This window comes from Staphylococcus sp. Marseille-Q5304 (genome assembly GCF_943737015.1).
GTDB lineage: Bacteria > Bacillota > Bacilli > Staphylococcales > Staphylococcaceae > Staphylococcus > Staphylococcus hsinchuensis.
The window spans coordinates 1,884,807-1,908,629 of the sequence record NZ_CALSFP010000001.1; the positions used below are offsets into that span (position 1 = coordinate 1,884,807).

24 protein-coding genes are annotated in these 23,823 nt (G+C 35.5%); all 24 read right to left on the reverse strand.

Annotated elements, in window-relative coordinates:
• Positions 1-19 precede the first annotated feature (19 nt).
• Positions 20-559, reverse strand: coding sequence for a hypoxanthine phosphoribosyltransferase (gene hpt, locus NGI30_RS09400; RefSeq protein ID WP_251521010.1), 540 nt, complete (start codon positions 557-559; stop codon positions 20-22).
• Position 560: 1 nt separating this feature from the next.
• On the reverse strand, positions 561-1,844 hold the full coding sequence (gene tilS, locus NGI30_RS09405; RefSeq protein WP_251943466.1) for a tRNA lysidine(34) synthetase TilS: 1,284 nt from the start codon (positions 1,842-1,844) through the stop codon (positions 561-563).
• 192 nt (positions 1,845-2,036) lie between these two features.
• Entirely contained in the window at positions 2,037-2,435 is a 399-nt protein-coding gene (locus NGI30_RS09410) for a S1 domain-containing RNA-binding protein (RefSeq protein ID WP_251521016.1), read from the reverse strand.
• A gap of 100 nt (positions 2,436-2,535) precedes the next feature.
• Positions 2,536-2,934: an FtsB family cell division protein gene (locus tag NGI30_RS09415; protein ID WP_251943468.1), complete on the reverse strand. Its 399-nt coding sequence runs from the start codon at positions 2,932-2,934 to the stop codon at positions 2,536-2,538.
• A 20-nt stretch (positions 2,935-2,954) separates the two neighbouring features.
• Positions 2,955-3,218, reverse strand: a complete 264-nt coding sequence (locus NGI30_RS09420) for an RNA-binding S4 domain-containing protein (RefSeq protein WP_251521022.1) — start codon at positions 3,216-3,218, stop codon at positions 2,955-2,957.
• Positions 3,209-4,408: a MazG nucleotide pyrophosphohydrolase domain-containing protein gene (locus NGI30_RS09425; protein WP_251943470.1), complete on the reverse strand. Its 1,200-nt coding sequence runs from the start codon at positions 4,406-4,408 to the stop codon at positions 3,209-3,211. Before NGI30_RS09425 ends, NGI30_RS09420 begins: the two co-directional genes overlap by 10 nt.
• The gene (locus tag NGI30_RS09430; RefSeq protein WP_251943472.1) at positions 4,408-5,946 is read right to left on the reverse strand and encodes a polysaccharide biosynthesis protein; all 1,539 of its coding nucleotides are present in this window, start codon (positions 5,944-5,946) and stop codon (positions 4,408-4,410) included. Before NGI30_RS09430 ends, NGI30_RS09425 begins: the two co-directional genes overlap by 1 nt.
• Positions 5,936-9,448 (reverse strand): transcription-repair coupling factor, encoded by a 3,513-nt coding sequence (gene mfd / locus NGI30_RS09435; RefSeq protein ID WP_251943474.1) that lies wholly within the window; start codon positions 9,446-9,448, stop codon positions 5,936-5,938. Before mfd ends, NGI30_RS09430 begins: the two co-directional genes overlap by 11 nt.
• Positions 9,445-10,017 (reverse strand): aminoacyl-tRNA hydrolase, encoded by a 573-nt coding sequence (pth, locus tag NGI30_RS09440; RefSeq protein WP_251521035.1) that lies wholly within the window; start codon positions 10,015-10,017, stop codon positions 9,445-9,447. Before pth ends, mfd begins: the two co-directional genes overlap by 4 nt.
• Before the next feature lie 251 nt (positions 10,018-10,268).
• On the reverse strand, positions 10,269-10,931 hold the full coding sequence (locus tag NGI30_RS09445; RefSeq protein WP_251521038.1) for a 50S ribosomal protein L25/general stress protein Ctc: 663 nt from the start codon (positions 10,929-10,931) through the stop codon (positions 10,269-10,271).
• A 129-nt stretch (positions 10,932-11,060) separates the two neighbouring features.
• Positions 11,061-12,026 carry a ribose-phosphate diphosphokinase gene (locus NGI30_RS09450; RefSeq protein ID WP_251521053.1) on the reverse strand — a complete coding sequence of 322 codons (966 nt, stop codon included), beginning with the start codon at positions 12,024-12,026 and terminating at the stop codon, positions 11,061-11,063.
• Between the two features lie 50 nt (positions 12,027-12,076).
• The gene (glmU, locus tag NGI30_RS09455) at positions 12,077-13,432 is read right to left on the reverse strand and encodes a bifunctional UDP-N-acetylglucosamine diphosphorylase/glucosamine-1-phosphate N-acetyltransferase GlmU (RefSeq protein WP_251943476.1); all 1,356 of its coding nucleotides are present in this window, start codon (positions 13,430-13,432) and stop codon (positions 12,077-12,079) included.
• Positions 13,433-14,037: 605 nt separating this feature from the next.
• Complete coding sequence (gene spoVG, locus NGI30_RS09460; protein ID WP_251521070.1) at positions 14,038-14,367, reverse strand: septation regulator SpoVG; 330 nt, start codon at positions 14,365-14,367, stop codon at positions 14,038-14,040.
• Positions 14,368-14,435: 68 nt separating this feature from the next.
• Positions 14,436-14,810, reverse strand: a complete 375-nt coding sequence (locus NGI30_RS09465; RefSeq protein ID WP_251521073.1) for a RidA family protein — start codon at positions 14,808-14,810, stop codon at positions 14,436-14,438.
• Positions 14,811-14,828: 18 nt separating this feature from the next.
• A complete protein-coding gene (gene purR / locus NGI30_RS09470; RefSeq protein ID WP_251521076.1) occupies positions 14,829-15,653 on the reverse strand; it encodes a pur operon repressor in 825 nt (274 codons plus the stop codon).
• Between the two features lie 17 nt (positions 15,654-15,670).
• Complete coding sequence (gene ispE / locus NGI30_RS09475; protein WP_251521079.1) at positions 15,671-16,519, reverse strand: 4-(cytidine 5'-diphospho)-2-C-methyl-D-erythritol kinase; 849 nt, start codon at positions 16,517-16,519, stop codon at positions 15,671-15,673.
• A 428-nt stretch (positions 16,520-16,947) separates the two neighbouring features.
• Positions 16,948-17,211: a biofilm formation stimulator Veg gene (gene veg / locus NGI30_RS09480; protein WP_251521082.1), complete on the reverse strand. Its 264-nt coding sequence runs from the start codon at positions 17,209-17,211 to the stop codon at positions 16,948-16,950.
• A gap of 99 nt (positions 17,212-17,310) precedes the next feature.
• A complete protein-coding gene (gene rsmA, locus NGI30_RS09485; protein WP_251943981.1) occupies positions 17,311-18,204 on the reverse strand; it encodes a 16S rRNA (adenine(1518)-N(6)/adenine(1519)-N(6))-dimethyltransferase RsmA in 894 nt (297 codons plus the stop codon).
• Positions 18,201-18,752, reverse strand: a complete 552-nt coding sequence (gene rnmV, locus NGI30_RS09490) for a ribonuclease M5 (protein ID WP_251521084.1) — start codon at positions 18,750-18,752, stop codon at positions 18,201-18,203. Before rnmV ends, rsmA begins: the two co-directional genes overlap by 4 nt.
• Positions 18,753-18,921: 169 nt before the next feature.
• Positions 18,922-19,689 carry a TatD family hydrolase gene (locus NGI30_RS09495; RefSeq protein ID WP_251943478.1) on the reverse strand — a complete coding sequence of 256 codons (768 nt, stop codon included), beginning with the start codon at positions 19,687-19,689 and terminating at the stop codon, positions 18,922-18,924.
• Positions 19,690-19,713: 24 nt separating this feature from the next.
• Positions 19,714-21,696 carry a methionine--tRNA ligase gene (metG, locus tag NGI30_RS09500; protein ID WP_251943480.1) on the reverse strand — a complete coding sequence of 661 codons (1,983 nt, stop codon included), beginning with the start codon at positions 21,694-21,696 and terminating at the stop codon, positions 19,714-19,716.
• Positions 21,697-21,931: 235 nt separating this feature from the next.
• Positions 21,932-22,768: a 16S rRNA (cytidine(1402)-2'-O)-methyltransferase gene (rsmI, locus tag NGI30_RS09505; protein ID WP_251521094.1), complete on the reverse strand. Its 837-nt coding sequence runs from the start codon at positions 22,766-22,768 to the stop codon at positions 21,932-21,934.
• 2 nt (positions 22,769-22,770) lie between these two features.
• The gene (locus NGI30_RS09510; protein ID WP_251521097.1) at positions 22,771-23,019 is read right to left on the reverse strand and encodes a GIY-YIG nuclease family protein; all 249 of its coding nucleotides are present in this window, start codon (positions 23,017-23,019) and stop codon (positions 22,771-22,773) included.
• Positions 23,012-23,737: a tRNA1(Val) (adenine(37)-N6)-methyltransferase gene (locus NGI30_RS09515; protein WP_251521099.1), complete on the reverse strand. Its 726-nt coding sequence runs from the start codon at positions 23,735-23,737 to the stop codon at positions 23,012-23,014. Before NGI30_RS09515 ends, NGI30_RS09510 begins: the two co-directional genes overlap by 8 nt.
• Between the last annotated feature and the right edge of the window lie 86 nt (positions 23,738-23,823).

A 23,823-nucleotide genomic window follows, 5' to 3' on the forward strand; every position in this document is an offset into this window, starting at 1 on the left:
TGACACTTTGTAAAATAAGTTATTTAGAATATATTTCTGGTTTCAATGTACCAATATAAGGTAGGTTTCGATAATTTTCCTTGTAGTCTAAACCATATCCTACTACGAATTCGTCTGGGATTTTCTTACCTACATATTTCGCTTCAATATCTGCTTTACGACGATTTGGTTTATCTAATAGTGTTACAATTTCAATTGAATTGACACGTCTTGATTGTAATAATTCAGTAATAGACTTCAATGTCGTACCTGTTTCTAAGATATCTTCAATAATTAATACATCTTTGTTTTCAATAGAAGAACCTAAGTCTTTAAGGATTTGTACTTCACCTGTAGACTCAGTACCTCCGTGATAACTAGACACATCCATGAAATCTATTGATAAATGTGTGTTGATGCGCTTAATTAAATCAGCCATGAACATTACAGAACCTTTTAAAATACCTACACAAACAAGTGGCTTACCGTCATAATCTGTTGTTAGTTGCTCTCCTAATTCTTTACAAATCTGTTCAATTTCTTCTTCTGACAACAAAATCTCTTTTAAATCGTCTTGCATTTTATTCCTCTCCCATTTTTAATATTTTTATATGTTGATTAAATTGCTGTGATAAAAATAAGATGCCTACTGCTAATATTTCATCGTTCGAACCTACGACTACCGGCATTTCATCACGCTCTTGTTGCACAATCTTCTCATCAATCAATAACCTGCTTACTTTCTTATGACCATGCGCACCGTTCAGTTGAAATTTATCACCATTGTTTCTCGTACGGATTGTAATGGGAAATTGTTGTTTCGAAATTGTATGATTAACTACAATTTGGTACGCACCAAAAATGTATGTACCTGGCTGATTGACGCTTATAGGATTAAGTTTCGTTACATCATTTGCCATTATGGCCAATTTATCATAAGCAACTTGAATAATCCATTTATCTGTAGTGTGTAATGTGCATTGAGCGATATTGGACGAAATCTGTTCGAACCATGCGTTATATGTTTTTTCGGGAATTGCATCACCCAATTGAAACTCCCGTAAAATTTCATCTAACACTGTCATTTTAACGGAATGTGATAATTCTACAAAATCTTTTCTTGAAATTTTAATATTTTTACCGTTGAAGTCAACTTCATTTTTAATAAACTGGTGTGCTTCGTTTTTTAACTTTTCACGTTGTTCATCATGCCAGTCTTTCAGTTTTAACAAGTGATGTCTCGACAAATGGTCATTAGACTCAATCTCAGGTAAGATGCGATTACGAATATCATTTCTTACGTATTGATTATCTAAATTAGATTGATCTTCGAAATATGTAATTTTATGTGCGGATTGATATTGTCGAATTTCAGATTTTGTAGTGTTTAATAAAGGTCGGCACAATTGATAACCTGACCGAGAACTTATATACGACATACCTAAACTACTGCGTGTAGAACGGCCTGTGAACAATCTATAAAATATCGTCTCAATTTGATCATCTAAGTGATGTGCAGTAATTAAAACGTCGGCTTCAAGTTTCTGCATCATCTTATCAAACCATTGGTAACGTGATGTTCTTGCTTGATTCTCGATGCTAATTCCTTGTTGCACCACTTCAGATAAATCTAAATCATGTGTATAAAGGGGGATGTGATGCTGGTCACAGTATTGTTCAATAAATAAAGCTTCTTTCTCAGATTGTGGTCGAAGATGATGATTGACGTGTAAACAAGTGAGCGATGCATACGTGTCTTTTAATTCAGTTTGTAGACAATGGAGTAATGTCATACTATCTATTCCTGTAGAAACCGCGAGCACAAGATGCTGGTGATGATTCCAACCTGTACTATTTGCTTGCAATCATGACACCTCCTAAAGATTGTATGAAAAACGCTATCGAACTAGCAATAACCACAAAAAAAGAGACTGTTTCAACAAAAGCAAACAGTCTGCGGTTGCGACATATAGCCTCGTCTTAAAATCTATCTTGAGTTATACCTCAACAATACAGTTATTTCCTTTGAAACAGCCTATTATTTAACTAAGTTATAATTAACGTCTCGCACCTTTACCGCCGCGTCTTGATTCAGTTTGGCGTTTGATAGAAGTAAGTTTATCTTCACTATCTTTCAAGAAATTTGTTAGTTTCTTTTCAAAATCTTCACCTTTTGGTTGAGCTTGTTTTTGGTGTGATTTGTTTTGTGGTCTACGTGGTCGATCTTTTGCCTTTTTAATTGATAAGCTGATTTTCCCATCTTCTGCAATTGAAAGTACTTTTACTTCAACTTCATCACCAACAGACAAGTGATCTTCTACGTTTTCTACGTAATTATCGGCAACCTCACTTATGTGAACTAAGCCACTTTTCCCTTCAGGAAGTTCGACGAATGCGCCAAACTTTTTAATTCCAGTGACCTTACCTTTAAGTTTGTTTCCTACTTCGATTGACATATTGTAAATAAATCCTCCCGATTCGTTTCGATTTTAACCTTATTATATGCCTGTTTTGACAATTTAACAATGGTATATTGCTTCAAAAAATTAAATTTTCTTATTTATCGTCTTTGGACGCTTTCTTTTCAGATTGTGATTTTTCGCCTGGTAATTTAAATACGACTTCGCCATCTTTACTTAAATAATACTCATCACGCGCCACTTTTTCTACGTAACTTTTGTCGTTCAAATTATTTAATTTTTCTTTTAAGGCAAGTTCTTCATTTTGTTGTTTCTCGTATTTATGCTCTTTTTGTTGACGTTCTACCGAGGCTTGTTCGTTACTTTGTTTCTGTGTGACAAGCATACAGCATAATATTATGATTATTGCGAGTAAGATACCACCAAACACAGTGATACGCCGGCGTACAACCCGTTTTCTCGTCTGCATTTTTTGCTTTTTCTTATTTTCATCTGACGTATACGTATTGCCGATATTTTCTATTTTTTTACTCACTTGCTTGTCACCTCCTTTAATTAATTTTCTGATACCTTTTCTTCTTTGATTAGTTCGTACATACCTTTTGCATTTTCTTTTGTAGCATGTTCACTTAAACCAGTGACTTTAATCGTAATAACCTTTTGTCCAAAGCGGATCACTAACTCGTCCGATTCTTGAACGTCGGTTCCTGCTTTGGCTACGTTACCATTCACTGTAATGCGACCTTGATCGCTGATTTCTTTTGCCAATGTACGACGTTTTACTAATCTAGATACTTTAAGATATTTATCTAGTCGCATGTTTCATGACCTCCTCGTTCTAATTTGCGCTTCAATTCTGTTTCGTTTAAGGGCATATTTTTTGTTTCATCATACAACTTCAAGAAATGCTCTGCAAATACTTTCTCAAACTTCACACGCTCTACCTTTCCTTCTTTAGCTTTAGCTGTCGACCAAATATTTTCCAAGTCTTCCATGTTCTGCGCATCAGCTTCTCCGAAAATGTGAGGATGACGTCGTATCATTTTATCTGAAAAGCTATGGATGATTTCGTTGATATCAAAATAGCCTTCTTTTTTACCGATACTTGCATGTAATAAAACTTGTAGTAGCACATCACCTAGTTCTTCAATCATATGCCAATCATCTTCGTTATCAATAGCTTCAAATAGTTCAAATGTCTCTTCTAACAAATAACGTTTCAATGATTCATGTGTCTGTACTTTATCCCACGGACATCCGGTCTCGTCATCAACTAAGCGATCCATAATAGAGGCAGCATAATAAAAATCACTGTAGTAATCTTTTTCTGATTGCGCTTTAGGGACAAAGACACTTGTAAGATTGTTAAATACACTATCATCACGATCTAACTCATATAAAGGGAGTTGTATCAATTGATTACCACTGTGGTGTGCACCACTTACAATGTAGACCTCATGTTCGTCATTAAATCTTTCCATGAGTGTAACCTTTAAATCTCCAGCAACTAAATGACTATATACTTGGGTGATTAATGTATGATTTCGAATGTTGATTTGGTCTTCATGAATATTGGTCGCATCTAACAGTGCAAACCCATCATTCGGATCTACCTTTACCGCTTCAAACACATCATCTATGAAACTTTTCCCACCTAGTACTTTAACTTCAACATCACTATGTTGCTTAGCATATAATTCTAATTTAGTCGTGGTAGTTTCAGCAACACGCGGATGTCCAGGTACTGTGTAGATAACGTCTTCTTTATGGGCAGCTTCAATTAATTGCGTCACAATATTTTCATATACTGCTTCAAAATCCTCATGTGCTTCATATACTTCATCAAAACTTTGAAACTTCAGGCCTTCTGACTGCAATGATTCAACAACCGGATGATCTAAAGTTCTTGTATACAGATGCGTATGTTGTGTTAAAAATTTATAAATACCTAGAGGTAAATCATCCAGGCTATGATTTCCTAATCCTACAATTGTAATTTGGTGTGGCATTATTGTCTCCCTTTCTTCAACTCATAAAGCTTGTCACCGAGTGGTAAGTGTTTTAATTCGTCATTTTTTAATAGAGATAATTTTACGATAGCAAACACGACTACGAGTACGCCAACAATGGCAGCGATTAGCAATTCAATTAAACCACCTAAACGCCCCGTAGCTGGAATAATAAATAACATAACTTGAACAGCTATTGTTAACAAGGCCATGATACCTATCAGTTTAGCGACAAATAGAGCAATATCTTGGAATTGATAGATTTTCACTACTGAAACATGTAATATCGTTACGAAAATCACTAAAGATAAGACGGTACTCATACTGCCACCTAGCATCTCGATATATGGAATGAGAGCGACGTTTAAGATTGTTTTAGCTATGATACTGATGGCCAAGGCGATAAAAATAGGACGAATACGTTCGCGCACTTGGAGTAATGCAATATCTAACATAATTAATGATACACAAATTACCGTCAACATATAAACTGATAACGTAACTGTTAAACTATCATGCTTGAAGAACACAGCGTTCATCACCGGTAGTAGGTTGATTAAACCGATGCCTGCAGCGACACTAAATGTCACTGTAATCTTTAAAGAAGTATTCGCATAGTGATTGGCTAGATGCGATTCGCCTGATTTAATTGCTTCCGTTAATAAAGGAATCAATACAAAACAAAATGTGGTAGTTACTATAAGCCCCATTTGAATAAAGGAAGCACCTCTATCATATACGCCTTTCTGTGCCATAGCTTGATGTAAATCTAACCCTGAAAACTTTAGCGCATGTATTACTGTAAAACTATCCACAACTTGCCATAAAATGACTATCAACTGACTGACTGCAAAAATCACGACGGCTAATAGAAATTTACGCCCTTCAATTGATGTTTGTTTAGAATACATAGTTATCTTGAAAGGCTTTCGCAACATAAGAAATAATGTTGAAGCCAGAAAGCCAATCGCAGAACCTGTAATGGCCACCGTGCCTGCCGTATAAACAGTCCAATGTTGCGACATGAAGCCTATTATTGCGCCCATAATGATAGCTACGCGAACGAATTGTTCTATAACCTGGGAAATAGCTGGGGTATTCATGGCATGCTGAGACTGATAATACCCTCGATACACACCGAGCAACCCGACGAGTAAGAAACTGAAACTCGCTGCACGTAACATCGGAGTCAACTGAATATCTCCCATTAACATCGCAATCCACTTAGCAGCCAAGAGTACAATGATAAAGAAACAAACTCCGACTAGCTGTAATCTCACAACAAGTTTCGAATAACGGTCATGTTGTGTGTCCGATGCAAATGTCTGGGTTACCGCACTTGGTATGGCATTCATCGATAGAATCACTCCAAGTGCCACAATTGGGTAGATTTGTTGGTAGGCATATAGCCCCGCATCACCTAATATGTTTTGATAAGGAACCCGGTATAATGCACTCAAAACTTTGACTATAACGAGTGCTATGGTTAAAACAATAACCCCATTGAATGCGGGCGTTTCTTGTGATTTAGACTTCATCAGCTATAACCATGCTTTCTTCTAAACTTTTCGCAAGGAATTTCAAGTTATCTAACCATTTGCCTGACTTATTTAACGTCACTTTCATTTTACCATCTTGGACCCCAACTTTCATTGATCGACCAAGGGGTTGTGTTTGTTTAAATAACGCTTCACCGTTAACTTCTTGAGTACCTTTTTCTGATAGGTAAATTTCGATTTGTTTACCTTTGTCTTTTATCAATGTCACTCCTGCATGTAATGCGTGAACTTTCACTTCCATCATATCGAGTAAACGTTCAACTTCAGGAGGATATTCATTAAAGCGATCAATAAGTTCGTCTTTGATATCCATCAACTGGTCAAGCGATTCAATCTTACGCAGTTTCTTGTAAATTTCTATCTTCGCTTGTTCATTTTGAATATATTGAGCTGGTAGATAAGCATCGATATTCAGCTCTATTTCCACTTCAAGTGCATCGTCTTGTTCTGGTGTAATACCTCGTTTTTCGTTTACTGCTTCTTCAAGCATTTGAGAGTATAAATCGAAGCCGACTGAATCAATAAATCCGTGTTGTTGTTTACCTAATAGATTACCTGCACCTCGAATATTTAAATCTCGCATCGCAATCTTAAAGCCTGAACCAAGTTCTGTGAATTCTTTGATTGCTTGTAAACGTTCTTCTGCAGTTTCTGTTAGCACTTTATTCATTGGATGTAAGAAATATGCATAACCGATACGACTCGAACGTCCTACACGACCTCTTAGTTGATATAGCTGACTTAGTCCAAAGCGGTCGGCATTTTCAATAATAAGTGTATTTGCATTTGGTACATCCACGCCTGTTTCGATAATCGTAGTCGTCACTAAAATATCAAATTCATGGTTGATAAACCCAAGCATTGTTTCCTCTAAATCTCGTTCAGTCATTTGACCGTGAGCTACTGCGATGCTAGCATCAGGCATCAACATTTGTAACTGTTCACGTTTCTCATATATTGATTGAACTTGATTGTATAGATAGAACACTTGACCATCTCGTGATAATTCTCTTTCTAATGATTCTTTGATAAAGTTGCTATTTTGTTCTAGTACGTAAGTTTGCACCGGGAATCTATTTTCTGGAGGTGTTTCAATTACTGATAAATCTCGTACACCTAGCATACTCATATGCAACGTACGTGGTATCGGTGTGGCTGTGAGTGTTAAGACATCTACGTTAGTCTTTAATGTTTTAATACGTTCTTTGTGACGGACGCCAAAGCGTTGTTCTTCGTCTACAATTAACAAGCCTAGATCTTTATATTTAATGTCTTTACCTAATAATTTATGTGTACCTACGATGATATCTACTTCGCCAGATTTTAATCGTTCTTTCGTTTCTTTGACCTCTTTCGGTGTCTTAAATCGACTGATTAATTGCACATCAATAGGAAAGTCTTGCATACGTTCTATTAAAGTTTCGTAATGTTGTTGCGCTAAAATCGTCGTCGGTACTAGAAACGCTACTTGTTTTCCTTCCATTACTGCTTTAAATGCAGCTCTTACCGCAACTTCAGTCTTACCGTAACCCACGTCACCACATAATAAGCGGTCCATCGGTTTTTGTTGTTCCATGTCACCTTTAATTTCTAAGATTGATTTATCTTGGTCTGGAGTGAGTTCATATGGGAAATCCAGCTCAAAGTCATTTTGCTCAGCTGTGTCTGGTCCGTATTTATAACCAACTGACATTTCACGTTCTTTATATAATGCAATAAGTTCGTCAGCGATATCTTCAACACTTTGTTGTACTTTCGCTTTTGTCTTCTTCCATTCACTACCGCCTAGCTTATTCAGCCTAGGTGATTTATCTTCTGAGGCTACATATTTTTGAACTTGATCCATTTGATCTACAGGTACAAATAATTGGTCTGTACCTTTATACTGCAACTTAATGTAATCTTTATGTACGCCACCAACTTCTAACGTTTCTACACCTAAATAGCGTCCGACACCATGATGTACGTGAACGACATAATCTCCAACCTTAAGGTCTTGATAAGACTTGATTTTTTCTGCGTTCGTTAACGTTTTTTGACGTTTTGGTTTTTTCTTCTGCTTAGATTTAAAAAGTTCTCGTTCAGTCACGACTACTAGTTGCATATAAGGGAGTTCAAAACCTTCAGATAAACTACCTTCCACGATAATAGCACTACCTTCAGGGTTTTGATCCCCAACTGTATCAACGAATGTCGGTATGTGCATTTCATTCAACATTGATTGGATTCGTTCTTTCTTGAGTTCTGTCTCCGCTAGTACAACAACTGTATAATCATTTTGTACGAAGCGCTGGAATTCTGAGCGCATAATATCATATTGGCCATAAAATTGTTGAACCGGCTTACATGAAAATTTAATTATTTCATCTAATTGGACGGACATCGTAGCTGTAAAGAGTGTGAAATACGTTACAGGACGGTCTTTTATTAATGTTTCGAAACCATCATATTGTAAAAAACTTTGCCCAATAAAGCCTTTACCACTTTCAATTAGGTTTTGGATAAATTCATCTACTTCTGTAGTTAAAGTTGATTCTGTTTCTTTAACTCTGTTATATTCATCCACCGCAATAATCGCATCATCGTTAAAATAATCCATGATTGTAGCAGGTTGATCATACATAAAAGCAATTAAACGACGTAACACTTGGTGGTCAAACATATCTGATTCAAACAGTTGGAAGCTTTCATACGTTTCTTTTAAATCATTACGTACTGATTTATCAATTTTCGGACGTGTCGTCTCATACGCTTCTTTTAAATACTTTTTAGTGCGTGCTATCACTTCATCCGTAATAATATAATCGCTTGCAGTTGTTATATTAACTTGTTCAATATTTTGTTCTGAACGTTGTGTCTCAACATCGAATTGACGAATAGAATCCACTTCTGTATCAAATAGTTCAATTCTAACTGGATCTCCGATGAGAGGGTATATATCTATAATCCCCCCGCGTAATGAGAATTCTCCGATATGAGAGACTACGCTTTCTCTTCGATAGCCCATACTTACTAACTTATTTAATAATTCGTCAACGTCAATATCATCTCCAAGTGATAAAGTGAGTTGATGTGATTTCCAAATATCTACAGGGGTTAACCATTTCTTGAACCCGTTTAACGGTACGATAAACAACCCTCTCATTCCTTGAGCCAGTGCAGTTAAAGTACGTACACGTTCGCTCATAAATTGAGGGCTTTGTGTGGAAAATTCTTCCGTCATTATGTCTTGCATTGGATATTTATAAATTTGATCGTTGTCTACGTATTGTTGAATGTCGCTTTCTAATTTGTCGGCTTGATACATATTATTTGTAACAACTAATAATTGCTCTGAACTGTTTAAATACTTTTCAGAAAGTATTGTTGCTTTCGCCGAAGAAGATAAGCCACTTACCAATACGTTCTTATGGCCGAATACTTGATCTAGTTCTTGATAACGATTATCTTCGTTTATTAATTCTGTAATTATTGATTTCAATTGACTTCACCATTATATTCATTCATCACACGATCAAATCTAGAACTTTCGATATAAGCCTCGACCGCGCGGGCTGAATGTTCTATTACTTTATCCATTGTTTTCATTTCTTCTTTCGAAAATTTCTGCAATACATAATCGGCTATAGACATACCATTAGATGGACGATCAACGCCTATTCTTATACGTTTAAAGCGATCAGTGCCTAATACTTGGATGATGGATTTCATGCCATTGTGACCGCCTGCACTACCTTTCTGTCTTAAACGAATTTCACCTTGTGGTAAATCAAGATCATCATATAACACAATTAAATCTTCCACATCTATATCATAATATTTCATAAGTGGGCCTACAGCCTCACCTGATAAATTCATCATTGTAAGTGGTTCAATAAACATAACTTTTTCATTACCGATACGTTCTATTGTATACGCACCTTTGAATTTTTGTTTATCTAATGTAAAACGGTGTTGGTCTAACATATAATCGATAACTTCAAATCCGATATTATGTCTCGTTTGTTCGAAACGTTTACCTACGTTACCTAGGCCTACGATACATTTCATTATGTAACCTCCAATTGTTGTTATCTATATTAAAAATTGTACTGAAATTAATCTGTACAAACGATTTATATCAATCACTATAATAACATAAAAAAGCACCTGCTTAACGTATTAAGCAGAGTGCTTTTATTAAATAGTATATCCTTATCAATACGACTACTATTTTAATCATATTAGGCCAAAATGCTCATATGTTTCTTTGGCGTAGATGAGCATTTTAACAGTTATCAAAACTTCCTAATATCTCTAAATTATTCTTCGTTTTCTTTATCTTCGTTGTCGTCTTCTTTGTCTTCACCAACAACTTCAGGTTCTTCAGTTTCTGATTCGCCTTCCATTGCTTCTACTTCTTCTTCTGAAGGTTCGTCAGTTGGTGGTACAACCGTTACTACTGAGTCAGTAGGTTCGTTTTCGATAGTGTAGTCACCATCTGCTTTAAGATCTTCAACAGAAATACTATCGTTGATTTCTAATTCGCTGATATCAACTTCGATTGATTCAGGGATGTGATCTGGTGTAGCTGTGATTTCTAAGTCGAATAATGGTTGTTCAACAACGCCGCCTTCTTTAGCACCTACAGCTTCACCTACTAAGTGTACTGGTACTTCTACAGTACGTTCTTCAGTCATATTGATTGCTAAGAAGTCAATATGAGTGATTTGGTTTTTAAGTGGGTCGAATTGGTAATCAGATACCATTACTTTGATGTTTTTTGAACCTACGCCTAGTTCGATAACACCATTACGACCTACTTCACGGATTACTTTGATAAATTCTACTTCGTCAACTTTAACTGAAGTATTTTTAGTACCGTAACCATAAACTACAGCAGGTACTTTACCAATGTTTCTTAACGCTTTTAATTCTGAGCGTGTTTGTTTACCTTGACGAATAATTGACTTTAATGAAGCCATATTCATTTCCACCTTTCATATTTGCTCTCAAATAAGAGCCCCTCACTTGCCCATCAACATATTGTTGCTTGCAAGTGTTTATTTGTCCGTAAAATCACGAACGAAACCATTATACACAGGTGTAACGGATTAGTCAAATAACACACTAACTGATTCACGTTCATATACACGGATAATAGCTTGTGAGATTAAGCCTGCTACTGATAATTCTTTAGTGTTTTCCGGCTTGCGATCTTCGTCTAATTGAATTGAATTTGTTACTACTAATTCTTTGATAGCTGAATTTTCGATACGTTCTTTAGCTGGACCTGAAAGTACTGGGTGAGTACAACAAGCATATACATCTTTTGCGCCTTTGTCTTTCAATGCTTGAGCCGCTAAAGTAATCGTACCCGCAGTATCGATAATATCATCAATGATAATTGCCGTTCTGCCTTGAATTTCACCAACGATGTTCATTACTTCTGCAACATTTGGTTTAGGTCTACGTTTATCGATTATAGCGATTGGTGTTTTAAGAATGTCGGCTAATTTACGTGCTCTAGTAACCCCACCATGGTCTGGTGATACAACCACACATTCCTCAGGGTCGATATCTGTACCATTTTGGAAATATTCAGCTAAGATAGGTACTCCCATTAAATGGTCGATTGGAATATCGAAGAAACCTTGGATTTGTGGTGCGTGTAAATCTAATGCAATCATGCGATCCGCGCCAGCTTTTTCAAAAAGGTTAGCTACTAATTTAGCTGTGATAGGTTCACGGCTGCGTGCTTTTCTATCTTGACGCGCATAACCATAATAAGGCACTACAATGTTAATGTTTGCAGCTGATGCACGTTTACAAGCATCAATCATGATTAATAATTCCATTAAATGGACATTTACAGGATTAGATGTTGGTTGGATGATAAACACATCACAACCACGGATACTTTCTTCTATATTTATTTGAATTTCACCATCACTAAAGCGCTTAACTGAACATTTACCTAATTCAATTCCTACATGGTCTGCTACTTCTTGGGCTAACGGTTCATTACCTTTCAAAGAAAATATTTTCAAAGCAGAATTCTTATACTCATTGTTTAACATTTATAGTCCTCCAATTAATTCATTCAATTCATTCTATTAATATTTACAAGCTATTTATCAAAATATCCTTTTTTCGTCGTCTGTCTATTACGTGCGATTGCAAAGCTATTGTGTGGTACGTCATCGGTGATGGTTGATCCTGCAGCTGTAAATGATCCATCGCCTAAATTTACAGGGGCAACAAGGTTTGAATTACAACCTATAAATGAGTCACTACCGATTACAGTCTTGAATTTGTTCTTACCATCATAGTTTACTGTTATTGAACCACAGCCGATGTTTGTTCGCTCGCCAATTTCAGCATCGCCGATATAACTTAAATGAGGAACCTTAGCACCTGCTTTAATTTCTGATTTTTTAATTTCTACAAAGTTACCAACTTTAACTTTATGTCCTAAGTTCGCACCTGGGCGTAATTGAGCAAATGGTCCAATCTTCACATCATCATCAACAACTGCTTCATTAATCATAGATTGTTTAATAATGACATTATTGCCAATGCGACTATTCGTAATTTCTGTATATTGACCAACTTCGACTTCACTACCAATTTGTGTGTCACCTGCAAGTTTCACACCTGGTTCTATCGTTGTATCTTCACCTATCGTAACGTCAACATCGATGTAAGTCGATGCAGGATCAACGATTGTAACACCATTTCTCATATGAGATTCATTGATTCTCTGTCTAAACACGCGTGCTGCTTCACTTAGCATTACACGGTCATTTACACCCATAATTTCTTCAAAATCATTTGTATGGTGTATTTCTACAATTCCCTGTTCCTCTAAAATTAATGATAGCACTTCTGGTAAATAGTACTCATTTTGCGCATTATCGTTGCTCACATGTTGAAGTTTTTCAAATAATACTTGGTTATCAAATGCAAAAATACCTGAGCTTATTTCACTAATTTGTTGTTCTTCTACAGTAGCATCTTTCTGTTCTACTATTTTTACTAATCGATCATTCGCATCACGCACGATGCGTCCGTAACCCTTTGGATCTGGAGCAGTAGCAGAAAGTACTGTTGCTTGTGCTTCTTTCTCTTCATGGTGATCAACTAATGATTTCAACGTTTCTGGCGTAATAAGCGGCGTATCACCACAAACCACTAATGTCGTCCCTTGTTGATCCTCTAAATGTTCGCTTGCCATATTAACAGCATGCGCTGTACCTAGTTGTTGTTCTTGAAAGCTATAAAGTGACATGTCTCCTAAAGTTTCTTTGACACTTTCTGCGCCATGCCCAACGATTGTTACAAGTTGTCCAACACCTGATTCACTTACGCTTTTAACCACGTGTTCAATCATGGACTTACCTGCAACTTCATGTAGTACTTTGTATTTCTTTGATTTCATACGCGTACCCTTACCCGCTGCGAGTACTATTGCATGTCTTTGCATGTATGCTAACCCTCCATTAAAATATACACTTCTATATTATTATAATTTAACGCAACTGCCACTTTCAAGGCTGAAAGGCTTATTATTAATTAATGTAAACATATTGTTATGATTTATTTAATTTCAAAATCACAGAATTGTCATCATTCATTCAAAAATATTTATTAGGTAACAATAGAAGTAATCTAGATAAAATGTTGTATTTTAGCCATTAGTAATACTCATATTTTAAAAATTAAATCTATATAGCGTAACTTTGTCTTAATGTAAATTTTGTAAATCATTCAAATTGTCACCTTTACAAAAAATTAAACATTTCAATTATTACAATGTTTTACTAGAATAATGAATTGCTATTTTATAATTTCTTGCATACTCTATTAAACCGTAAAAAAGAGTCTGAGACAAAAATAGGTGTCTCAGACTCGTTATCAATTTGGCAGTAGATGTCTGAATTGAAAATGCGCTTAGAACAAGCTTTTTTCAATCCTAGTCATCCTCGCCAGGGTGGGACTACGAAATCTCTATTAGAAAATTCGATTTCTGTCCCTCTCCCAAATATATATCAGTTGTGTTTACACACAGTATTTTATTTTAACTATTAATTAAGCTTCTTCTTCTGAATCTTGTTCAGTTGTTTCTGATTCTTCAGATGATTGCGCGTTTTTATCTGGAATCACTTCATCCGTTTCGTCATAAACTTTCATGACTGCATCTTGAATTTCTTGTCTCATTTCTGAGTTGATTGGATGTGCGATATCGCGGAATTCACCATCTGGTGTGCGTTTACTTGGCATAGCCACAAATAAACCTGTGTTGCCTTCAATCACGCGTAAATCATGTACAACGAATGATTCGTCTAAAGTTATTGACACAAGAGCTTTCATTCTGCCATCTGTTTGTATTTTTCTAAGTCTTACATCTGTCACTTTCATGTAGTGAGCCCCCCTAGTATCTATCTCTTTGTTAGAAGCTTAACAAGTTTATTAAAAATTATAAATCCTTACTTGACTTGTGCTATGAGTTCTATCTTCACCTTAACATCTTTAGGTAATCTAGCGACCTCAACGCAACTTCTCGCTGGTTGATTGTCAGTGAAATATTCACCATAAACTTCATTGATATCTTTAAATTCATTCATATCATTTATGAAAATCGTTGATTTAACAACTGAATTTAAATCTGCACCAGCTTCATCAAGTACAACTTTTAAATTTTCAAGCACTTGTTTAGTCTGTTCTCTTACATCATCACTGACAATCTCACCATCTGTATTTAATGGAATTTGTCCTGATGTAAATACTAGACCATTAACTTCAGTTGCATGTGAATAAGGCCCTAATGCTTCAGGCGCCTTTGTTGTATTTATAACGTTCATGCTGTCGTATCGCTCCTTTTATGAAAATTTAGTTAAACTGTTGCCTTTTTCCACTTTAAATTCCTGATTGTATTCATCTACATCAGATAATCTAACTAAGGAAGTATAATCTTCAATTAATCTTTGCTTTACTTCTTTTGATTCTACTAATACAGATACCCCTTTTACCTGCGCTTTAAACTCATTCATTAAATTCATCACACCGTTGATTGAGCCTCCCGCACGCATGAAATCGTCGACTACAAGCACATTAGAGTGTTCAGGTAACGTACGTTTTGAAAGTACCATTGTCTCAATTTTACGGGAAGAACCAGAGACATAATTGATGGAAACTGTTGAACCTTCAGTAACTTTATTATCTTTACGAATTACTACAACAGGTAAGTTCAATACATTCGCTACTGCGTTTGCTAAAGAAATCCCTTTCGTCGCAATGGTTACAATTGCGTCTAACTCTTCATCCATATATAAAGTAGCAATCAACTTACCGACACGGTTCAATAGCGTTGGATTTCCCATTATATCTGATAAAAACAAATAGCCACCAGGAAGTAAACGATCTCTCTCTTGCAGATGTTCAATAATATCGTCAATTACTTCACTGGCTTCAGCTTTACTCATTTGCGGTTTGTAAGTGACACCACCACTTGCGCCGGCAGTCGTTATCACTGTACCGAGTTGTTCTTTCTGGAATGTAGTCTTAATTATTTGTACATCCTCACTTATGGACGATTTCGCTTGTTTAAACTTTTGCACAAAGAATGTAAGTGGTATCAATTTATTCGGATTATTCATTAAATGCTGTGTCATGAAAACAATTCGTTCACTTCTTTTATAACGCATCTTATCCTTCCCTTCTCCTATCCTAGTAATCTTACGATATATACTTCTTTACAACAGCCGTTAACTGCATTATAAACGTGTTTTGCTTGTCGTTCTTTTTGTGTGAGTCCATAAACAGTTGGTCCACTTCCACTCATCACTGCGCCGTCAGCACCATTTTCTAACATATTACTTTTGATTTTTAAAATTTCAGGGCACACTTTACTTGAAATGGGTTCTAATCGATTTGAAAGACTTTCGCATAACAATTCATAATCTCCTGCTTCTATAGCTGATTTACATTTATTTGTATACACATTATGTGAGACAGACAAATCTAACTTTTTAAAAATGTCAGGGGAAGAAATCCCGATATCAGGTTTCGCTACTACGACCCAAGCACTCGGTGGTTTGTTGAGAAATTCAATTTTTTCACCTTTTCCACCACATAGCGCCGTTTTTCCTAATATACAAAACGGGATATCTGTACCTATTGTCAAACCTAATTCACATAATTCTTCGAGTGGTCTATTCAACTTAAATAGTCGATTCATACCTCTCATCGTCGCCGCAGCATCTGTTGAACCACCTGCAAGACCTGCTGATACAGGAATATTCTTATCAATCGAAATTGTAACGCCTTGCTTTAACTGATAGTGTTCTTTCATCAACTGTGCAGCTTTGTATGCTAAGTTATCGCTATTCGAGGGTACGTAATTTTGTTCTACTTCTACAACAATCTTATCATCTCGTCGTTGTTCAAGTGTCAGACGATCATTTAAGTCGATTGTTGTCATAATCATTTCAACTTCATGAAAACCATCATCTCGTTTAAAGAGTGCGTCTAATGTAAGATTTATTTTCGCTGGTGCAGTTTCATAGATCATTTCGCCACCCTCTTTCCGTTTCGATATGGTAATACAAAGATTTTAACATATAGTTAACTTATGTTTCGCTATGAAAAAGTACAATATTTATATTCTTTAGTGATTAAAGACTGATTGTTATCCTAGAAAATGTCATACTCATTTCATTATTTTATAATATTCATTGAGTTTAATAAAATTATAGCACCTGGACATATTCCTTTAAATTCCCGCATACGTTATCTGGTTAATATTGTAATTTTATTGGTTAAAAAAATGTGATAAAGACTATAAATAAACATAAAAATAGCCCTTCACAAAATTCTATTAGAAGAACCTTTATGAAGGGCAATTAAAGTAAAATGAATGATACTTTAAATTTATCGATAAAATATAACTTGAGTATTGATAAGAGTCTGCTTATAATCAAGCATCTTTCTTATATAAGTTTACTGTGCAATGACCTCTTGGTGTTTATCTTCTTCGAATGAGACTTGTACGTTCTCAGTTAATACATCAGTATATGTATAAGATACGCGTTCGAAGTTATACTTTTCCTGATCTAGTTCAACAATGAAAACAGAAGGATATGTTTCTCTTAACACTCCAGTACGTTCGATTGTTTTCTTACGTCCACCATTCGCTTTCAGTACAATACGGTTTCCTAATTGACAATCAAGACTATTTTTGATGTCCCCAATTGATTTTGGCATATTGCTCCACCTCGCTACAAATTGTATAATAACACAAATTGAGCGATTTTGTCAAATAAAATTTCAATTTTAGCAAGGTGTAGCGCTGTTGTCAATGATTTAAAGTTCCAATTCTGGGAATTTTTTCAATTCATTATAAAGATGTGCAAATTCTTGTATTGAAAGCGTTTCTCCGCGTCGTCTTGGATCGATGCCACTTGTATCTAACCAGTTTTTAATAATATCTTTTTTAGCTTTTCCATCCATAAATAAACTTTGATAATTGTTACTTATCGTTTTTCTACGTTGACTAAATGCTGCTTTCGTCATTTTGAAAAAGGCCTTCTCATCATCAACTTCAACTTGTGGTTGCTCTCTTTCCATTAATTTAACGACAATAGAGTCCACATTAGGTGGTGGGAGAAATACAGACTTTGGCACATTTAATACTTTACTCGTATCATTATAGTATTGAGCCACAATAGAAAGTGAACCATATGCCTTTGTTCCAACTTGTGCGTTGAGTCTTTCGCCGACTTCTTTTTGCATCATTACAACATAACCATCAATAGGGAGGGGCTGTTGCATTAAATTTAATAAAATAGGTGTTGTGATATAGTATGGCAAATTTGCTACAACCATAATCTTATCGCAATCACTAAGATTTTCAGTCACATGATGTGCAATATCAGCCTTTAATATATCTTCATTGATTACCGTAACATTATTAAATTCTGATAATGTGTCGCCTAATACCGGTATTAAACGTTGATCTATTTCGAAGGCAATGACTTTTTTAGCCTTTTTCGCCATCTGTTGCGTCAGTGAACCCATGCCTGGACCTACTTCAATAATACCTGTAGTTTCATCGATATCACTAGCATCAATTATCTTATTTATTATATTTACATCTACTAAAAAGTTTTGACCTAAACTCTTTTTAAAGTTAAAACCGTGTTTTTGTAATAGTGCTTTTGTACGTGTAGGTGTAGCAATATCACCATTGACCATTATTCGTCACTCCCTTTATTATCACTTAACGCTGCTCTGACATCCGCTTCTGTATAGCCAAAAGCATTTAATTTATTTATCAATTGTTTACCGTTTGAATGTCCAATATGTAATTTCCGTCCTAAGATTTCTCTTTTTCTGCGTGCATCTTTTCCTATGATTAAACCTAAATCAATTAGCACGTCTTTGCTAATAGATTCATGCCCTTCTTCAAATGGTGTACTGACATTTATTAATGCCTCTCTAATGTCTTCTAAACGTGCATGTTCTACACCGATTTTACCACGTTTATTTTTTGCCTTTTCTCGATCTAAATAGGCATGTTTCACGCCTGGAATGTGCTTTTGGATTGTATTTCTAATCTTATCACCCGGGAAATCTGGGTCAGTTAAGACGATGATTCCTCGTGTTTCATAGCCGTTTTCAATCACTTGTAACGTTTCTTGATTTATTGCACTTCCATTTGTTTCAATCGTATCACATTCGACAGCTCTTTTAACACGTTGCGTATCGTCTCGTCCTTCCACTACAATAAATTCGTTAATTTTCATGTATAAATAGGTTCACCTTTCGTCACATTAATTTATGTATATCTTTCGCTAATAAAATCTTTATTTAAAACGACATAGAAAAAGATGTCGGTAGCTAATATGGTTATTACATAGTATACACTAAAAGTTATCTAACCATAATAAGACCGACATCCTATTTTATGCAAATTTATAATTTGAATAAGCGTTCTGCATTTTTAGTTGTTTGGCGACAAACTTCTGCATAATCCATTTCTCGTAATTCCGCTATTTTTTCTGCAACGAGTGTAACACGTTCAGGTTCATTACGTTTTCCTCTATAAGGATGAGGTGATAGAAATGGTGCATCCGTTTCTACAAGTAAACGGTCCATTGGCACGTGTTGTGCTACTTCTTTCGGTTGCTTAGCATTTTTGAAAGTTACTGGACCGCCTAAAGAGATGTAGAAGTTTAACTTATTAATCACTTCATCTGCAATTTCAGGTGAAGCACTAAAGCTATGCATAATTCCGCTAATTTCTTCAGCATGTTCTTCTTTTAAAATATCTACGCAATCTTGTGTTGCCTCTCTGTTATGAATAATAATCGGTAAATTCACACGTTTAGCTAAAGCGATTTGCTTTCTAAATACGTCCTGTTGAACATCTTTCGGTGATTTATCCCAGTGATAATCCAAACCTGTTTCTCCGATACCGATAATCTTAGGATGTTGCGCCAATTTTTCGATCCATTCTAGACGTTCTTCGGTACAATCAATCGCATCTACCGGATGCCATCCGATAATACCATAGATAAATTCATATTGATCGATGAGTTCCATTGTACGTTCAACTGTCGGTGTATCAAAACCAACCACAAACATACGGTCTACACCATTGTCTCTTGCACGTTCAATAACTTCCTCTAAATCTTCATCATATTGATCTGCGTTTAAATGAACATGTGTATCGATTAGCATATATTATCGCTCCTTTAGCTATTATTACTTAATCACTGCGCCGTTCGGAATCGCATTTGGTAAGCTTACTAACGTGAGTACACCGTCTTTTTCAGCTGATAAAATCATACCTTCTGAAAGACGACCCATCAATTTAGCTGGTTTAAGATTTGTGACAACTGCTACCTTTTTCCCGATAATATCTTCTGGTTGATAGAATTTCGCAATACCTGAAATGATTTGACGTTGTTCACTGTCTAAGTCAACTTGGATTTTTAATAATTTATCCGATTTCTTCACTTTCTCAGCATCTGTGATTGTTGCCGCTTTAATTTCTACTTTTTCAAAATCTTTAAAGTCAATTTGGTCTTTGCTAGGAACTTCTTCTTGTTGTTCAGTTGACTCTTCAGATTTAGGCGGTTGCATAGATTCTTTAATATATGCAACTTCCGCTTCAGTATCCAATCTTGGGAAAATTGGTTGTGGTTTGCTAATTACCGTAATCGGCTCTGTTAATGCACCATATTGTTCTAAACTGCTAAGTTCATATAATTTAGGTGAATTAATATTCAATTGTTCAAAGATTTGCTTAGGTGCGTGAGTTAAGAACGGTTGTAATAACACAGCTGCAAATCTTATATTTTCAACTAAGTGTGCCATCACATTACCGAGCATTTCTTTCTGACTTTCATCTTTAGCTAATACCCAAGGTGTCGTTTCATCAATATATTTATTTGTACGACTAATTAATTTCCAAACTGTAGATAAAGCGACTGAGAATTGTAATTCTTCCATGTTTTCATGGAATGTTTTAGCCGTATCTAATGCTAATTGTTCCATATCTTCATCTAATTCATGCTTCGGTCCTTGATATGCAGGTAATTCACCATCGAAGTATTTATTAATCATTGAAATTGTACGGTTAACTAGGTTACCTAAATCGTTCGCTAAATCATAGTTTGTACGCTCAACGAATCCTTCTGGTGTAAATACGCCATCAGAACCGAATGGTAACTCTCTCATTAAGTAGTAACGTGTAGCATCTAAACCATAACGGTCGATTAAAACGTTTGGATCCACCACGTTTCCTTTAGATTTACTCATCTTACCATCTTTCATTAAAATCCAACCATGGGCGAAGACCTTTTTAGGTAATGGTAAGTCTAAAGCCATTAATAAGATCGGCCAAATTATAGAATGGAAACGCACAATTTCTTTCGCCATAATATGCATGTCCGCTGGCCAATATTTCTTGAATAGTTGGTCGTCATCAGATAAATAACCTAGTGATGAAATGTAGTTTACTAAAGCATCAATCCAAACATAAACGACATGTTTAGGATTAGACTTAACGTGAATACCCCAGTTGAATGAAGTACGTGATACTGCTAAGTCTTCTAAACCTGGTTTAATGAAGTTATTAATCATTTCATTTTTACGAGATGGCGGTTGAATGAAATCTGGATGTTCATCGTAGAACTCTAATAAACGATCTGTATATTTAGACAGATTAAAGAAGTAACTTTCTTCTTTAACTAATTCTACTTCATGACCTGAGTCAGGACTTTTACCTCCAACGATTTCACCATTTTCATATTCTGGATCAACGAGTTGTGTTTCTGTGTAATACGTCTCATCAGGTACTGAATACCAACCTTCATATTCACCTAGGTAGATATCTCCTTGCGCAAGTAGACGTTCAAATATTTGTTGTACAACCTCTTTATGACGTGATTCTGTTGTACGAATAAAATCATCATGTGAGATTTCAAGCTTTTCCCATAATTGTTTAATGCCTGCAATCATTTCATCTAAATATTCTATTTCTGATTTACCGTTTTTAATCGCTTTTTCTTGAATTTTTTGTCCGTGTTCATCCGTACCTGTTAAATAGCGGACATCATAGCCTTGCATTCTTTTGTAACGTGCAATTACATCACCAGCAGTAGTTGTGTATGCATGACCTATATGCAAGTTACCACTTGGGTAATAAATTGGTGTAGTGATATAAAATGTTTCTTTCGCCATCAACGTTCCTCCTAAAATCTTATACTTTAAATTTATCTAACTTTATTTTTATTTTCAACGAAACTGAGCAATCAGGCATTTTACACTTACACATATCATTATGTAGTGACCTGGATCCGTTTCTAATTTAATATTTATAAGTGTTCAACTTATAATTTCCATCTTTTTTACATTACCATAAATCAACCTTATTATGGGCTACTCACTCTTATTTTTCATCATTCTTATGATTTTTTTATTTTACTTCATGGTATATATCATAAACTTCACTTGTTTTCATTTGTCGTTGTTCCGCAACTTGTTTAATGGCTGCTTTCGGTTTCATGTCTTGTTCAATAAAATAATTTACATGTTGTTGTATAGTCATATCTTCAAACCAGCTAGTATCCGCTTCTGCAATAGCACCATTAATTAATATAACGAACTCGCCTTTAGTTGGAATAGTACCATCATCTAATAACGAAAGTATATCGCGGATCGGGCCAGTTTCTATTTGTTCAAACTTTTTAGTTAATTCTCGCCCAATGGCAATTTTTCTTGTTGCATCAACTTTTTGAATCGCTTTTAATGTATCTTTTACACGGAAGGGTGATTCATAAATAATAATTGTACTATCTTGATACATGCGTTGTTCAAGAACTTCTAGTTTTTGTTTTTCTTTTCGTGGCAGAAACCCTATAAATGTATATACAAATGAAGTTAGACCACTCGCCATTAAAGCAGTTAACCCCGCATTTGGACCTGGCACTGTCTCAACTCTAATGTCATGCGCACGAGCAGCGACGACGAGTTCGTATCCTGGATCACTGATTAACGGCAATCCGGCATCGGACACGAGTGCAACATCATTTGAAGATTGTAACAGGTCGATTAAATATTCGGTTTGATTCTCTTTATTGTGTTCATGATACGACTTTAACGGTGTATCGATATCGTAATGAGCGCAAAGTTTTTTTGTGACTCTCGTGTCTTCACAGGCGATATAATCAACCGTCTTCAAAGTATCGACAGCTCTATAAGTTATGTCAGCTAAATTACCGATAGGTGTACCAACTAAATACAATGTTGCCATCGTTATCCCTCACTTATAAGTTTTAATTTTTCTTTACGTGAATATCTTTTAATTTCAATTTCACGTTTGAGTGCTTCAGATTTTGTACCATACATTTCCTGATAAACTAACTCTACCGGGCGTCTTGTTTTTGTATATTTGGCCCCTTTGCCCTCGTTATGTTTCATTATACGTTGTGACACATCTTTAGCATACCCAGTATACAAACTATTATCGTTACATCTAACGATATAGATATAATGTTCATCCATAATAAATTTCACTCATTTCTTTTGAATACGCGCCATCTTCGTTATAAATATAAAATGGAGGTTGTATTTCTAAACCTTGGCTACCACCTTTTCGACCTTCAACTACAATGGTTTGTGCTGCTCTATTATGTTTACTATATATAAAGTACAATTTTTTCGGTTCGATTTGATAATACCTCATGCTCGATAAGACATCCATCAGACGTTCCGCACGATGCACCATGACTAAACGACCACCTTGTTTAAGTAAATGTCTCGCTGCAAAACAACAATCTTCTAAAGTACATGCTATTTCATGACGCGCAATTTTATGTGCATGTTTCTGATGTTGGTGCTGTTGGTTCACTTTAAAGTACGGTGGATTACAAGTCACCAAGCTAAATTCTGACGGGTTGAAATGTTTATGTGCTTCTTTTAAATCGAGTTGAAGCATCTCAATCTGTGTCGATAATTGATTGTATGTAATAGACCGCTTAGCCATATCAACGAGAGGTGGTTGAATTTCAACACCAACAATTTTATTTTGTCCTTTATCAGACAATAATAATGGAATGACACCGTTCCCTGAACATAAATCTAGTATTTTATCCTGTTTTCTAACGTGTGTGAAATGTGCTAATAACAACGCATCTGTTGAAAATGAAAACACGTCATCATTTTGTACAATTCGTAAGTTTTCTTTAATTAAATAATCTAACCTTTCACCTTCATGCAACATTTCATTTTTAACCCCCAAAAAAGGATGAGATATTGGCGATACTTCACCTTTAAGCCTATCGCTTCTTCTCATCCTTTCACTTTAAC